Consider the following 14,065-nt stretch of genomic DNA (forward strand, 5'->3'; position numbering starts at 1 on the left):
GCTCTAGGATGCCCTTGGCGATGAAGGGTTTTGCCGCATGGTCGACGACGATCGGCAGGTCAGGCATGTGGTCGGCGAGTGCGGCGACCACCGGCAAATGGCGCGGCTGCGCCAGGGCGTCGAAACGCAGGCCGAGTTTCGGCAAAAGCTTCAGCGCGGCGAGCTGCTTCGGCTTCAAAATATCGAAGGTGTCGTCGATGTCCTGCAGCATCGGCCTTATGCCGCGAAACTTCGGCCGCGCCGCCAGCCGTCGCAGCGTCGCCTCGACATCGTCGGCTTCGAGATCGATCCAGCCGACCACGGCCGCGATGCTGTCGTCCTTGTCGGCGAGGTCGAGCATGAATTCGGTTTCGGCGACGGTCGCCGCCGCCTGGACGACGACGGTGCGGGCGATGCCGGCGGCCTGGAGGTGCGGCGCGAGGTCGGCCGGGAAGACGTCGCGCATGATCGGCGCGACGTGCGGCCCCATCCAGAAATAGTCGCCGCGCGCGATCTGCCAATAGTGCTGGTGCGCGTCGATCCTCTGCATTGTCCTACCCGATCTCGATGACGGCCTTGATCAGACCGGATTTCTCATGCGCCCATCTTGCGAGATCACGCGGCGTGCCCGCAAGGCTCGTGCGGTGGGTGACGAGCTTTGCCATGGGCACCGCACCGTTGCGGATCGAGGCGGCGACATGGTCGAAATCGGCGCGGAGCGCATTGCGGCTGCCGATCAGCGTCATCTCGCGCTTGTGGAATTCCGGGTCGGAGAAGGTGATGTCGTCCTTGACGACACTGACCAGGACGAGGCTGCCGCCATGCGCGACATGGGCGAAGGCCGATTGCACCGACTGCGTGTTGCCGGTGGCGTCGAAGACCACGTCGAAGCCCTCGCCATCGGTCGCGTTCCGCACCAGATCGGCCGCCGCCTGCCGCGAGCCGTCGAGCGCGGCGAAACCAAGCTCGCTTTCGGCGAAGCCAAGGCGCTCGCTGCTCATGTCGAGCAGGCTGACGTCGAGGCCGGCGATGCGGGCAAACAGCGCGGTGCCAAGTCCGATCGGGCCGGCGCCGATGACCAGCGCGCGGGCGCCGGATTCGGTCAGCGCGCGGCGCACCGCATGCGCGCCGATCGCCAGGAATTCGACGGCGGCGGCATCGGCCAGCGACAGGCCGTTTGCCGGGTAAAGATTTTGCGCCGGCACCAGGATCTCCTCGCACATGGCGCCGTGGCGATGGACGCCGAGCACTTCTATCCTGACGCAGCAATTCGGCTTGCCTTTTCGGCAGGCGATGCATTTGCCGCAAGCAAGATAGGGGTTGATGATGACGGCCTCGCCGACGCTCAGGGCGACGCCCCCGCCGGTTTCGGCAACCGTGCCGGAGACCTCGTGGCCCATGATGCGCGGGTAGGCGAGGAACGGGTGCTTGCCCTCGAAGATGTGGTAGTCGGTGCCGCAGATGCCGACATGGCTGACCGCCACCCGCACCCAGCCGGCGGGCGGCGCGCCGGGCTCGTCGCGGTCTTCGAGGACGAGCTCGCCGGGCGATCGGCAGACGACTGCTTTCATGCTTCAATCCAATTGTTTATGCCGCCGGCCCTCGCTTTCGCGGGGCCAGCGGCACTGGGAGGGAACTTACTTGCCGCGGCGGCGCAGCCCGTCAAAATAGACGATGACGATGATCAGCACGCCGGTGATGATGCGCTGCCAGAAGGCGTTGACGTTCAAAAGGTTGGCGCCGTTGTTGATGGTGGCGAGGATGAAGGCGCCAAGCAGCGGGCCGTGCACGGAGCCGACCGCGCCGAACAGCGAGGTGCCGCCGATCACCGACGAGGCGATCGCCTGCAATTCCCAGCCCTCGGCCTGGGTCGGATTGCCGATGCCGATGCGCGAAGCGAGCAACACGCCGACAAAGGCGGCGCACAGGCCGGACAGCGTATAGGCCATGTAGATGGTGCGCTGGACATTGACGCCGGACAGGCGCGAGGCCTCGGCGTTGGAGCCGACCGAGAACAGGTAGCGGCCCCAGCGGCTGTGGTGGAGGAAGATGTAGGCAGGGATGCCGACCAGGATCACCATCCAGAACAGGTTGGGGATGCCGACGAAGGAATTGCGCGAGAATTCCTGGAAGGCGTCGTTGTTGATCGAGATCGAATTGCCGTTGGTCATCAACAGGCCGATGCCGCGCAGCGAGGTCAGCGTCGCGAGCGTGATGATGAAGGGCGGCAGGCCCATCCTGACGATGCCGAAACCGTGGAACAGGCCGATGGCGACACCGACCAGCAGGGTGATCAGGATGGCGGCGAAGACCGGTACGCCGGCATTGATCAGCATCGCCGTGATGACGGTGGCAAAGCCGACCACAGCACCGACCGAAAGATCGATGCCGCCGGTGATGATGACGAAGGTCTGGCCGACCGCCAGGATGGCGATCATCGAGCCCTGGCGCAGCAGGTTGGAGATGTTGTTGGCCGAGGCAAAGCTCTGCGTCGACACCGACAGGATGACCCACAACAGAACCAGCAGCGCCAGCAGCGTCAGCCCGAAGAGGGCGTTGTAGTTGCGCTTCGGCTTTTCGGCCGCGATCGCCTCGGTGCTCATTTCTGTCCTCCCTGTTTTTCTTGTTTCTCGGCGAGCGCCTGAGAGAGAATGTCTTCGTGGTCGGCGGTGCGGAAGCCGTGCGTGGCGACAAGCTTGCCGCGCCGGAACACATGCAGCGTGTCGGCGAGCTCATAGACCTCCGGCAGATAGGAGGAGATCAGGATGATGCCGGCGCCGTTGGACAACAGCGTCGAGAACAGGCGGTAGATCTCGGCCTTGGTGCCGACATCGACGCCGACCGTCGGCTCGTCGAAGATGAACAGCTTGGCGCCATGCGCCAGCCATTTGCCGATGACGATCTTCTGCTGGTTGCCGCCCGACAGGCTGGAGGCGAGCGCGTTGCGCGTCGGCGTCTTGATCCTCAGGCCGGCGATCTGGCGATCGGCCTCGACCTTCTCCTGCGTGTTGGAGATCAGGAGATTGTTCGAGATGCGCTTGTAGATCGGCAGGTTGAGGTTGAGGCCGACCGGCAGGTTGAGGCAGAGGCCCTGGTCGCGGCGGCTTTCCGGGGCCAGCGCCATGCCGAGCCGGATCGCATCGTGCTCGGAGTTGACCTGCACCTCCTTGCCTTCCCACAGGATCTGGCCTGCTGACTTCCGGTGGCGGCCGTAGAGGGTGGTGACGAACTCGCTGCGACCGGCGCCGATCAGGCCGTAGAGACCGACGATCTCGCCGGCGCGGACGGTCAACGAGACATTCTCAAAGCCCTTGCCGGAGAGGTTGCGTGTCTCGACGATGGTCGCGCCCGGCGTAAAATGTTCCTTGTGGTAGATCTGCTCGATCGAGCGGTTGATCATCAGCTTGACCAGCTCCGGCTCGCTGGTCTCGGCGATGTTGCGGGTGCCGACCAGGGTGCCGTCGCGAAGCACCGAGACACGGTCGGCGAGCTCGAACACCTCCTCCATGCGGTGGCTGATGTAAATGATGGTGACGCCTTCGCCCTTCAGCCGGCGGATCAGCTTGAAAAGCTGGTCGGCCTCCTTGCGGGTGAGGTAGGCGGTCGGCTCGTCGAAGATCAGGAACTTGGTGCCGCGCACGGTGGCGCGGGCGGCGGCGATCAGCTGCTGCTGGCCGATGGTGAGATCGCCGAGCACGACATGCGCCGGCAGGTCGAAGCCAAGACCGTCGATGATCTTCTGCGCTTCCTTGACCATGGCCCGCTGCTGCAGGATGCCGAAGCGGGAATCCTCTTCGCCGAGGAACATGTTGGCGGCGACGGTGAGGTGGCGGCAGAGCACGACCTCCTGGTGCACGGCATTGATGCCGAGCGCCATCGCCTCGTGCGGGGTCGCCAGCGCCGCTGGCTTGCCCTCCCAGATGACGTCGCCGGAGGTGCGCGGCATGACACCGGTGAGAAGCTTGATGAGGGTGGATTTGCCGGCGCCGTTCTCGCCGACGATGGCGTGGATCTCGCCGGACTTGAAGGCGAGGTTGACCGGCTTCAGCGCGTGCGTGCCGGGATATCGCTTTTCAAGCCCATGCAGTTCGAGGATCGTCCTGCCGGGCTCCAGCGTGGGGGCGGGGTGCAGGTCCTGCGCCGTCGACGTCATGACAATCCTCCCAGATTGGCCTCAAGATTGGCACGCAACGATGCGGCGCAGCCGTATCGTCAAGATAGTTCAAGCCAGCGGATCCCCGGATGTGCTGGTGTTTCCGGGGCTGCGAGGCCCCGGAAACAGTGCGCCTATCGCGATGCTTAGTCGAGCTTCGGATTGAGCAGCGCGTCGATCTTCGGCTCTTTCATGTTGGCCTTGGTGACCAGGTTGGCGCCGGTGTCGACATTGGCCTCGACCTTCTCGCCCTTCGAGGCGGCGAGCGCGGTCTTGATGCCGTCATAGCCCATCCGGTACGGATCCTGGACGACGAGGCCGGAAATGACGCCGTCGTTGAGGAACTTGATCAGCTTCTCGTCGCTGTCGAAGCCGATCAGCCCGACCTTGCCAGCCAGGTTGTTCTCGGCAATCGCCTGACCGACGCCCTGCGCCATGATCAGGTTGGAAGCGAAGATGCCCTTCAGGTCCGGGTTGGCGGTGATCAGGTCGGTGGCGATGTTGAGGCCGGTGGTGGCCTGGCCGTCAGCATACTTGTCGGCGATCAGCTCAAGGCCGGGATATTTCGCCTTGAGCTGTTCCTTGAAGCCCTGCGCGCGCTGCTCGAGCGAGCCGGCGCCCGGCAGCGCGGTGATCAGCGCAACCTTGCCTTCTACCTTGCCGCCATTAGCCTCGCCGATGGCCGCGGCAAGTCCGTCAGCGGCGACGCGGCCGCCCTGGACGTTGTCGGTGGTCAGGAACGAGGTGAAGGCCTTGGAGTCGGCGCCGGAGTCGATGCCGATGACCTTGACCTTGGTGGCGGCCTCGTCGATCGGCTTGCCGAGCGCCTTGGCTTCGGTCGGCGCGATGACGACGGCGGCCGGGTTGCCGGCGACGGCATTCTCGAGGATCGAGATCTGGCCGTTGACGTCGGTCTCGGCCTGCGCGCCAAGCTCCGGCACGTTGATGCCGAGGTCCTTGCCGGCCTTGCGGGCGCCGGCGAGCACGATCTGCCAGTAGAAGGACGTGGTGTCCTTGACGATGATCGGAATGGTCACGTCCGCCGCCGAGGCCGGCGCCGTGTGCAGCGCGCCGGCGAGCATCGAGGCGGCGGCGAGCGCGACGAAAGCGCGGCGGTTGAGAATGCTGGTCACGAATTTCATGAGGGTTCCTCCCTAGATCGCCCGGTGAAGGTTACGGAAGCTCCGTTCGGATAGGCGCGGCCCAAACAGAACTTTATCAATAAAAAACATTTGCCGTTTGTTGATAGTGCATCGACCCCGTCGACGCAAGTGCTGTTTCGTCACGTCTGCGCGACGGCCTTTGCGTTTGCCGTCGCTGCGTTCGAACGCTTCCGATCCTCCCGAATTTGAGATGGAATATTAATTCCACCCATGTGTCAATATGGAATGTATGTTCTCTCTCGATCGTGAACTCCCCCGGCCCATGTAGCGCAGGGAGCCGGGCAGGAGCTCCGCCTATCAGCCGAGTTCCTGGACCACCGTATAGGGATCGTATTTGGCGTATTCCGCCGGCGCCACCTCGACGTCGAGCAGTTCCAGATTGCGCGTCAGGTTGGCCGGCTTGGCCGTGCCGGTCAGGACCGAGGCCACGACCGGTTCATGCAATGGAAACTGGAAGGCGGCGGCCGCCAGCGGGTAGCCGCCATCGGCCGCGATCCGCTCCATGGCGCCGACGCGGTCGAGGATATCCTTGCTCGCCGGCTGGTAATCGAAATGCGCGCCATGCACCGGACCGGTCGCCAATATGCCGGAGTTGAAGACGCCGCCAATGATCAGGGACGTCTGGCGCCGCCGGCAGAGAGGCAGCAGTTCGGCCTCGGCGCTGCGGTCGAGCAGCGAATAGCGGCTGGCGAGCAGGATGCAGTCGAGCGGTGCCCGGCTGAGCACATCGAGGCAGATGCGCACCTCGTTGACGCCAAGCCCATAGGCGGAAATCGTGCCGGACGACTTCAGCTCCTCCAGCGCCTTCAACCCGCCATCCATGAACTGGCGGAAATGCAGCTTCGTCTGCTCGACGCCATGCGTGTAGGTGCCGATGTCGTGGACAAACAGGATGTCTATCCTGTTCAGCCCAAGCCGCGCATAGCTGAACTCGACCGAGCGCATGATGCCGTCATAGGAATAGTCGTAGTCGAGCGCGAAGGGCAGCGGATCGACGTAGGAATGGTCGGGGACCTGGTCGGCCGGAACGGGGCGGAACAGGCGTCCGACCTTGGTCGACAGCACGTAGGACGAGCGCGGCTTCTGGCGCAGGAAATCGCCGGTCCGGCGCTCCGACAGGCCGAAGCCGTAGAAGGGCGCGGTGTCGAAATAGCGCAGGCCGCCGTCCCAGGCCGTCTGCAGCGTTTCCATCGCCGCTTCGCGCGGACAGGCCCGGTAGAGCCCGCCGATCGCGGCGCCGCCGAAGCTGATCTCGCTGACTTCGAGCGCAGTGGTGCCGATCCGGCGCTTGTTCATGCAAAGCCTCCCGCGCCGGCTATCCGTCAGCCGGCCGATGTCTTGTTTGTTTTGACGCAATCCCGGACGGAAAACCGCTTCACGCCTTTTCCTGGAATTGCTCGAGTTGATGTCTAGAGCGTCGCGCCGAGGTGCCAGGGCACGAACTCGTTGTCGCCGTAGCCGAAGGCCTCGCTCTTTGTCTTGCGGCCGGACGCCGTCTCGACGATGAGCTCGAAGATCTCGCGGCCCATGCCGGCGATGGTCTTCTCGCCGGAAGCGATGACGCCGCAATTGACGTCCATGTCCTCTTCCATCTGGTGGTACATGGTCGAGTTGGTGGCGACCTTGATCGACGGTGTCGGCCGGCAGCCGAAGCAGGAGCCGCGGCCGGTGGTGAAGACGATGACGTTGGCGCCGCCCGCCACCTGGCCGGTGGCGGAGACCGGGTCGTAGCCTGGCGTGTCCATGAACACCAGGCCGTGGCCGGTGACCTTCTCGGCATAGCCGAAGACGCCGTTGAGCGGCGTCTGGCCGCCCTTGGCGACCGCGCCCAGCGACTTCTCAAGGATGGTGGTCAGGCCGCCGCGCTTGTTGCCGGGCGAGGGGTTGTTGTCGATCGAGGCGCCGTGCTTGGCGACGTGGTCTTCCCACCACTTCACATAGCCGTCGAGCTTGGCCGCGATCTCGGGGCTTGCCGCGCGATAGGCGAGCAGATGCTCGGCGCCGTAGATCTCCGTCGTCTCCGACAGGATGCCGATGCCGCCGACGCCGGCGAGGATGTCCACGGCCGCGCCCAGCGCCGGGTTGGCGGTGATGCCGGACATGCCGTCGGAGCCGCCGCATTGCAGGCCAACGACGATCTCGCTGACCGGGATCGGCTCGCGCTCGAGGCGACCGACCTCCTCGGCGATCTCGGCGAGCACGCCCATCGCCTTCTCGACCGATTTGCGCGAGCCGCCGGCGTCCTGGATGTTGAAGTGCCGCTTGCCGGCGGCGACGCCCTTCTGGCCGTAGAGGGTCAACTGATTGACCTCGCAACCCAGCCCGACCATCATCACGCCGCCGAAATTCGGATGCCGGGCATAGCCGGCGAGTGTCCGGTGAAGCACCATCATGCCGTCGCCGGTGCCGCTCATGCCGCAGCCCTGGCCATGCACGATCGGCACGAAGCCGTCGATCCCCGGGTATTTCGGCAAGAGCGTGCGGTTGGCCTCGTCGGCGATGGCGTGGCAGACGGTGGCCGAGCAATTGACGCTGGCGATGATGCCGATGAAGTTGCGGGTGCCGGCGCGGCCGTCGGCGCGGCGATAGCCCATGAAGGTGCGGGCGCGGTCGGCCTCGGTCGCGTGCTCGGCTTCGCTCGGCGGCACCACCGGCAGGCGGCCGCTCTCGAAGATCAGATTGTGCGAGTGGACATGTTCGCCGGGTCCGATGTCCTGCGTGGCGCGGCCGATCGCCTGCGCGTATTTCACAACCGCCTCGCCGGTCGCGATCGGCTTGATCGCCACCTTGTGGCCAGGCTCTATCACCGCGACGGCGACAGCGCCGCCCGGCAGCGCCGCGCCGATCTCGATGCGGCCATTGGCGACCGCGACATTGTCGGCGGGAGACAGGAGGATGCTGTTTGCGGCGTTCACGGGCGGTTTCCTGGGATGTTCCTGGGTGCGTGGGCGGATTGACACGCGTCAGTTAATGGATAATGTCTTTTATCGTGAAAAAACATTTTTGCGTCAATTGTTTTTTCGCGAGAGCGCCGCGCGCTTGCGGATGCGAAGGCCAGCCGGCCGGCGTCTGAAAGCGATTCCGCTTTACGGCAGCATGCGTTAGGACCATATCGCGCTTCAGGCCGACCGCTGCAAGCGCCGGCGCGCAACGGGGCGGGGGATGTCAAAAAGCAACAACGTCTACAAGGACGCCTACAACCGCTGCCTCAGGCTGCTCGACGAGACGCAGAGCCTGCCGTCGGAACCGGAGCTCGGCACGCTGCTCGGCGTCAGCCGCACCACGGTGCGCAGCATCCTGGCGCGCATGGAAGAAACCGGTCTGATCGCCTGGAACAAGCGTAGCAAGACCGTGCTCAGGGCGCCGCGGCCGGACGACTTCTTCCCCGAGGAGGAGACCGACACGCTGGCCGAGATCATCGAGCGCTCCTTCATGCGCCGGCTGCTTGCCGGCGGCGCCGAGGCCGGCATGCAGATCAACGAGCTGGAGCTGGCGCGCGAGATCGGCGTCGGCACCACCAGCGTGCGCGAATTCCTGATCCGCTTCTCCCGCTTCGGATTGATCGAGAAGCGACGCAACAGCCACTGGGTGCTGAAGGGTTTTACCCGTGCTTTCGCGATCGAGCTGACCGAGATCCGCGAGATGTTCGAGCTGCGCTCGGCGGCCGCTTTTGCCGCCCTGCCCGAGGAGAGCCCGGTCTGGGCCGATCTCGACCGGCTGGAGGATGAGCACCACCAGCTGGCGCGCGAGATTGCCACGCGCTTCACCGCGTTTTCCGAGCTGGACGAGCGCTTCCACCGGCTGATCCACCGCGCCTCGCACAACCGCTTCATCGTCGACTTCTACGACGTCATCGCCATGATCTTCCACTATCACTACCAGTGGAACAAGGCGCAGGAGCGCGAGCGCAACGAGGTCGCCGTCCAGGAACATCTGGCCTATATCGCGGCGCTGAAATCGCGCGATCTCGGCAGGGTCGACGCCGCCTGCCGCAAACACCTGAAGTCGGCGCGCCAGACACTGCTGACCTCGATCCCCGAAGGGCGGCAGCCGCAACACGCCTGAGCCGCGCCGGGGTCACGGCGATACGCATTGGTCGCGCCGCGTTGCCGCAGCCGTGATTTGGCGATTTTCGCTCGGTTGGCCGCATGCTAGGTATCTGCCGTTGCTGCATGGAGAGGCAGAGCTTGGACATCCGGCGGAGACGATGGAGCATGAGGGTCGCGTTCGTCGCGGCCTTGATGCTTTTGCTCCAGTCGGCGCTTGGCGCCTTCGCGGCCGGGCCAGCCGCCGCGCAGCTCGACGCCTTCGGCAATGTCATCTGCACGCATGAGGGCGCTGCCCAGCTTCCCGGCAGCGATCCGCACCAGCAGCACATGCCGGCCTGCTGCGTGCTGGGCTGCAGCATGGTTTCCGCGGCCCACGCGCCGCCGCCCGATGCCGGTATTCTCGCCCGCAGCCTCGTGCTCGAGGCCGTGGTGTTCGCGCCGCCGGCCTTCACCCATGTCGATTTCGCCCGCGATCGCTCTCCATCGAACCCGCGCGCGCCGCCAGCGACGGCCTGATCCGTCCCGGCTCGTCTCGCGGAACCTTTCGCGGGCGCATTCATCCAACTATCGGACCGTCCGCGGCGTCGCGGCGGTGCGATCACCGCATCATGGAGCAACCATGTTTTCCTTTACCGCAACGCAGGCCAGCGCGTCTGGCCGCAGCAACCGATCCCGGCGCTGGCAGCGCCTAGGCATCGTCCTTTCCACCCTCGCCATGCTGTTCGTCGGCGCTCGCGCCGCCTTCGCGCATGAATTCAAGGCTGGCGATCTCGAAATCGAGCATCCCTGGTCGCGGGCCACGCCTGCCGGCGCCAAGGTCGCCGGCGGCTATTTCACCATCATCAACAAAGGCAGCTCGCCGGACCGGCTGCTGGCGATTGCCTCCGACATTTCGGAGAAGGCCGAACTGCATGAGATGGGCGTCAAGGACGGCGTCATGACCATGCGCCCGGTCAGCGGCGGCCTCGAAATCCCGCCCGGCGGCAAGGTGGCGCTCAAGCCGGGTGCCTACCACCTGATGTTCGTTGGGCTGAAGCGGCAGCCCAAGCAGGGCGAAAAATTCCCGGCGACTCTCACCTTCGAGAAGGCCGGCAGCGTCACCGTCGAGTTCGAAGTCGAAGGCATGGGTGAAACCGGCGACACCGACATGGACCACGCCGAGTGACCGGCAATCACACAAACTCGAGGGACAATCATGAACAAGTATCTTTTGACGGCCGGCGTGCTTTTCGCGCTCGGGACAGATGCGGCGCTGGCCCACGTCACGCTCGAAACCCAGGAAGCGCCTGTCGGTTCGACCTACAAGGCGGTGCTTCGCCTGCCGCATGGCTGCGAGGGCAAGGCGACGACCGCCGTGCGCGTGCAGATTCCGGAAGGGGTGATCTCGGTGAAGCCGATGCCGAAACCCGGCTGGACGCTGCAGACCAAGAAAGGCAAGTACGAGAAGTCCTACCAGCTCTATGGCGAGACGCTGACCACCGGCGTCAAGGAGGTCGACTGGAGCGGCGGCAATCTGCCGGACGAATTCTATGACGAATTCGTCTTCAGAGCCAATCTGACGGCGGATCTGCCTGTCGGCCAGATGCTCTACTTCCCCGTCGTGCAGGAATGCGACGGCGGTGCCGCGGCGCGCTGGATCGAGATACCGGCCGCGGGGCAGGAGGAGGACGAACTGGAAAATCCGGCGCCCGGCATCAAGCTGCTGCCGAAGAAATGATCTCCTGGCGGCGCGCTCCGTTCCAGCGCGCGCCGCCTGCTTCGCGATGATGGCATGAGCGCTTCCCCAAGGACCTGCATCGACGACTGGCGAGCCGCCCGGCTTTTTGCCCGGCTTCTGGCTCTGCTGTTGCTGTTTGCGGCTCTGGCGCTGCCGGACCGCGCCTTCGCGCATGCGGCGCTGATCAACGCCGATCCCGTGGACGGCGCGGTGCTGGCGCAAAGCCCGGCAAGGTTCTCGCTGAGCTTCAGCGAGCCGGTGTCGCCGCTGGTGCTCAACCTGGTGCGGCCGGACGGCACTCGGCTTGTCCTGACCTCCTACCGGCTCGACGATCAGACCATCGAGATCGACAATCCCGAGACGCTGAAAGCCGGCACGCATGTGCTGAGCTGGCGGGTGATTTCGGAGGACGGCCATCCGGTCGGCGGCTCCGTGCTCTTCTCCATCGGCGCGCCGAGCGCTCCGCCGGTGGCTGGGGAGGCGGTCGACTGGGACCTGCGGTCGGCCATCTGGATCGGCAAGGTCCTGCTCTATATCGGCCTGTTTTTCGGTGTCGGCGGCGCCTTCGCGCTTGCCTGGCTGGCCGAGGACCAACGCTGCGGCCGGCGCTTCGTCATCGGCGCGATCCTGTGCGGCCTGGTTGCCGCGCCAATGTCGCTCGGGCTGCAGGGGCTCGATGCGCTGGGCGCGCCGCTTGCACGGCTGGCGCAGCCGGTGGTCTGGCAGACAGCGTTCGCCACCAGCTTCGGCTGGACCGTTTTGATCGCGCTGATCGCGTTTGGTCTCGGCCTGCTGTCGCTGGCCGGGCCGCGCGGCGGCCGCAAGCCGCTTGCCCTTGCCGGACTGGCCGGCGTCGGCGCCGCGCTCGCCGCCAGCGGCCATGCCAGCGCGGCGGAACCACAATGGCTGACGCGGCCGATGGTGTTCCTGCACGGCGCGGGCATCGCCTTCTGGGCCGGCGCACTGGTGCCGCTCGGGCTTTCGGTGAGGCAGCAGTCGGAAGAGGCCAAGCTCTTCCTGCACCGGTTTTCGCGCGCGATCCTGCCGGTCGTCGCCGTGCTTGCCGCCGCCGGCATCGTGCTTGCCGTCATCCAGGTGCAGACGCCGTCGGCGCTGGTCAACACCGCCTATGGCAGGCTGCTGCTCGTCAAGCTGGTGCTGCTCCTATTTCTGTTCACGCTCGCCACCGTCAACCGCTGGACGCTGACGGCTCCGGCCGAAGCCGGCGCCACCGAGGTGCAGCGGCGGCTGGCGCGCTCGATCGGCGCCGAGGTCCTGATCGTGGTCGCCATCTTCGCCGTCGCCGCCGGCTGGCGTTTCACGCCACCGCCGCGCGCGCTGGCGATCGCCGCCGCGCAGCCGGTGTCGATCCACATCCACACGCTGAAAGCGATGGCCGATCTCAGCATCACGCCCGGCCATGCCGGGCCGGTCGCCGCGTCGATGGTGATCATGAGCGGCGATTTCGGGCCGCTCGACGCCAAGGCGGTGACGCTGGTGCTGTCGAAGCCGGATTTCGGCATCGAGCCGATCAAGCGGCCGGCGACGAAGCCGGGCGACGGCACATGGCGCGTCGACAACCTGATCATCCCGGTTCCCGGCCGCTGGACGGCGCGGCTCGATATTCTGGTTTCGGATTTCGAGGTGGTGAAGATAGAGGCGCCGATCGACATCCGCGCCGAATAATATACCAGATGGCTATGCTCTCGTTTTCCACTTAAGCTGCGGTGCGCCTTATGCGGTTCACCGGTTTTTACCAATGCGTTGAGGTGTTCGGGATCGGAGTGATGCTGTTGACGGAGCGCTTTTCTTGGCAAGAAACAATTGAATCAGTGGTCATATCGACCCGGTATATTGTGAAAGTATGTTGCGGTCTTCTGGTCTTTTTTCTTGTTTGTGGATGCGATCGCACAGGTAAAACAAGCTTGATGCAGCCGAGTTTGACCCGCGAGCAGCGCCTGAAGTTTGCCGTAGAGTCCTACTACAAAAACCAATGTAACAAGCAGTGGGCGCTGCTTTGGCCCATGGCGCGAGAAGGCGATGGCGAAGTCCTTTCAGAGCTTGCCTTGGAGCTTGGGGGAGACCTCGAGCTCCCTGCCTCGGATTCGGATACGAAAATTGATCCGGGTGACAAGGCACTTGCCAATGTGTTTGTCATGGCAATCTACGGTATGTCAAAATACCCTGACGACAAACGCATGCTCAACTACATCTTTGACCCTGCTCGATGGAACAGGGGCGATGTCACGGTTGTATCCATTCGTTCTGGCGTGATCAGCTATAGTTCAATCAATCCTCCCCCTCCGGTTTCAATGGCAAAATTGAAAAATTGCCTGTCTCAGGCAAACTCCTCGGATGCTGGCGCCAGATGTGTCACCCAGGCCATTGAATTGGGGCTCATTCCAAGCTTTTCCGAATACAGCAAAGCCATGGATGCAATCCTGGCCACATACCGTCGGGGGAGTTGCCCTAGTCATCGTCCTTGGTAAGAGGATAGTACCCGACGCCGGAACGTCGCTTGACCCGGGGGAAGTCGCGCTGGGCCGCTCCGTCTTCTAGTGCAATCCATTGCGGCAATGTGCCTCTCGCAGATCAAACGTGGAGTGGCCCTTGGAGAAAAAATCGTCCCCATGGGACGCCTCCTGGCTCGGCTTGACCTGAATCCCACACAAGGCGGACGCAACACAATTCGGCGAGGCGGTTGACGCCATCGCAAAGGCCCGTCAATCATCCCGGCAAAACGCGACCAAACAAAATTCGGAAAGCAGGGAAGAAACGATGGAAAAAGCCGAAATCGGCCTGATCGGCCTTGGCACGATGGGCTCCAACCTGGCGCTCAACATCGCCGAGCATGGGCACCGCATCGCCGTCTTCAACCGCACCGCGTCGCGCACCGACGCCTTCGTCGAGAGCGCCGGGCCGCTGAAGGACATGGTTGTGCCCTGCTACAGCCTGGAGGAACTCGCCGCCGCGATCCGGCCGCCGCGGCCGATCATCATCATGG

Annotated in this window: 15 protein-coding genes; 8 read left to right on the top strand and 7 right to left on the bottom strand. The window is 64.7% G+C overall.

Going from position 1 to position 14,065, the window contains the following annotated elements:
• The 7 genes from EN780_RS13770 to EN780_RS13800 all read right to left on the bottom strand — a co-directional run.
• Positions 1-529: amidohydrolase family protein (locus EN780_RS13770; protein ID WP_145970991.1), on the bottom strand; the 529-nt coding region annotated here is incomplete at its 3' end.
• A 4-nt stretch (positions 530-533) separates the two neighbouring features.
• Positions 534-1,550 (bottom strand): zinc-binding alcohol dehydrogenase family protein, encoded by a 1,017-nt coding sequence (locus EN780_RS13775; protein WP_128274290.1) that lies wholly within the window; start codon positions 1,548-1,550, stop codon positions 534-536.
• 66 nt (positions 1,551-1,616) lie between these two features.
• Entirely contained in the window at positions 1,617-2,582 is a 966-nt protein-coding gene (locus EN780_RS13780; RefSeq protein WP_127282987.1) for an ABC transporter permease, read from the bottom strand.
• Positions 2,579-4,132 carry a sugar ABC transporter ATP-binding protein gene (locus EN780_RS13785; protein WP_127282988.1) on the bottom strand — a complete coding sequence of 518 codons (1,554 nt, stop codon included), beginning with the start codon at positions 4,130-4,132 and terminating at the stop codon, positions 2,579-2,581. The genes EN780_RS13780 and EN780_RS13785 overlap by 4 nt, the downstream gene beginning before the upstream one ends.
• 146 nt (positions 4,133-4,278) lie before the next feature.
• Positions 4,279-5,274, bottom strand: a complete 996-nt coding sequence (locus EN780_RS13790) for an ABC transporter substrate-binding protein (protein WP_127282989.1) — start codon at positions 5,272-5,274, stop codon at positions 4,279-4,281.
• A gap of 318 nt (positions 5,275-5,592) precedes the next feature.
• A complete protein-coding gene (locus tag EN780_RS13795) occupies positions 5,593-6,591 on the bottom strand; it encodes an aldo/keto reductase (protein ID WP_127282990.1) in 999 nt (332 codons plus the stop codon).
• 113 nt (positions 6,592-6,704) lie between these two features.
• On the bottom strand, positions 6,705-8,210 hold the full coding sequence (locus EN780_RS13800; RefSeq protein ID WP_127282991.1) for an altronate dehydratase family protein: 1,506 nt from the start codon (positions 8,208-8,210) through the stop codon (positions 6,705-6,707).
• Between EN780_RS13800 and EN780_RS13805 the strand changes: the two genes are divergently transcribed.
• The 8 genes from EN780_RS13805 to EN780_RS13840 form a co-directional block, all read left to right on the top strand.
• Positions 8,191-8,400, top strand: coding sequence for a hypothetical protein (locus tag EN780_RS13805; protein ID WP_127282992.1), 210 nt, complete (start codon positions 8,191-8,193; stop codon positions 8,398-8,400). The two genes, EN780_RS13800 and EN780_RS13805, sit on opposite strands and share 20 nt — an antisense overlap.
• 57 nt (positions 8,401-8,457) lie before the next feature.
• A complete protein-coding gene (locus EN780_RS13810; RefSeq protein WP_127282993.1) occupies positions 8,458-9,360 on the top strand; it encodes a GntR family transcriptional regulator in 903 nt (300 codons plus the stop codon).
• Between the two features lie 149 nt (positions 9,361-9,509).
• The gene (locus EN780_RS13815) at positions 9,510-9,860 is read left to right on the top strand and encodes a DUF2946 family protein (RefSeq protein WP_128274292.1); all 351 of its coding nucleotides are present in this window, start codon (positions 9,510-9,512) and stop codon (positions 9,858-9,860) included.
• Positions 9,861-9,963: 103 nt separating this feature from the next.
• Positions 9,964-10,509 carry a copper chaperone PCu(A)C gene (locus EN780_RS13820; RefSeq protein WP_128274293.1) on the top strand — a complete coding sequence of 182 codons (546 nt, stop codon included), beginning with the start codon at positions 9,964-9,966 and terminating at the stop codon, positions 10,507-10,509.
• Between the two features lie 30 nt (positions 10,510-10,539).
• A complete protein-coding gene (locus EN780_RS13825; protein WP_128274295.1) occupies positions 10,540-11,061 on the top strand; it encodes a YcnI family protein in 522 nt (173 codons plus the stop codon).
• A gap of 54 nt (positions 11,062-11,115) precedes the next feature.
• Positions 11,116-12,747 carry a copper resistance CopC/CopD family protein gene (locus EN780_RS13830; protein ID WP_128274298.1) on the top strand — a complete coding sequence of 544 codons (1,632 nt, stop codon included), beginning with the start codon at positions 11,116-11,118 and terminating at the stop codon, positions 12,745-12,747.
• 101 nt (positions 12,748-12,848) lie between these two features.
• Positions 12,849-13,550: a hypothetical protein gene (locus EN780_RS13835; protein WP_128274300.1), complete on the top strand. Its 702-nt coding sequence runs from the start codon at positions 12,849-12,851 to the stop codon at positions 13,548-13,550.
• 220 nt (positions 13,551-13,770) lie between these two features.
• Positions 13,771-14,065: NAD(P)-binding domain-containing protein (locus tag EN780_RS13840; RefSeq protein WP_348631257.1), on the top strand; the 295-nt coding region annotated here is incomplete at its 3' end.

It is taken from the genome of Mesorhizobium sp. M4B.F.Ca.ET.089.01.1.1 (assembly GCF_004022605.1).
GTDB classification, from domain to species: domain Bacteria; phylum Pseudomonadota; class Alphaproteobacteria; order Rhizobiales; family Rhizobiaceae; genus Mesorhizobium; species Mesorhizobium abyssinicae.

Coding starts and splice junctions, on each gene's coding strand:
- EN780_RS13810 (WP_127282993.1), top strand. CDS start 8,458: ATGTCAAAAAGCAACAACGTCTACAAGGACGCCTACAACCGCTGCCTC.
- EN780_RS13825 (WP_128274295.1), top strand. CDS start 10,540: ATGAACAAGTATCTTTTGACGGCCGGCGTGCTTTTCGCGCTCGGGACA.
- EN780_RS13795 (WP_127282990.1), bottom strand. CDS start 6,591: ATGAACAAGCGCCGGATCGGCACCACTGCGCTCGAAGTCAGCGAGATC.
- EN780_RS13775 (WP_128274290.1), bottom strand. CDS start 1,550: ATGAAAGCAGTCGTCTGCCGATCGCCCGGCGAGCTCGTCCTCGAAGAC.
- EN780_RS13790 (WP_127282989.1), bottom strand. CDS start 5,274: ATGAAATTCGTGACCAGCATTCTCAACCGCCGCGCTTTCGTCGCGCTC.
- EN780_RS13785 (WP_127282988.1), bottom strand. CDS start 4,132: ATGACGTCGACGGCGCAGGACCTGCACCCCGCCCCCACGCTGGAGCCC.
- EN780_RS13820 (WP_128274293.1), top strand. CDS start 9,964: ATGTTTTCCTTTACCGCAACGCAGGCCAGCGCGTCTGGCCGCAGCAAC.
- EN780_RS13805 (WP_127282992.1), top strand. CDS start 8,191: ATGCTGTTTGCGGCGTTCACGGGCGGTTTCCTGGGATGTTCCTGGGTG.
- EN780_RS13830 (WP_128274298.1), top strand. CDS start 11,116: ATGAGCGCTTCCCCAAGGACCTGCATCGACGACTGGCGAGCCGCCCGG.
- EN780_RS13780 (WP_127282987.1), bottom strand. CDS start 2,582: ATGAGCACCGAGGCGATCGCGGCCGAAAAGCCGAAGCGCAACTACAAC.
- EN780_RS13815 (WP_128274292.1), top strand. CDS start 9,510: ATGAGGGTCGCGTTCGTCGCGGCCTTGATGCTTTTGCTCCAGTCGGCG.
- EN780_RS13835 (WP_128274300.1), top strand. CDS start 12,849: ATGCTGTTGACGGAGCGCTTTTCTTGGCAAGAAACAATTGAATCAGTG.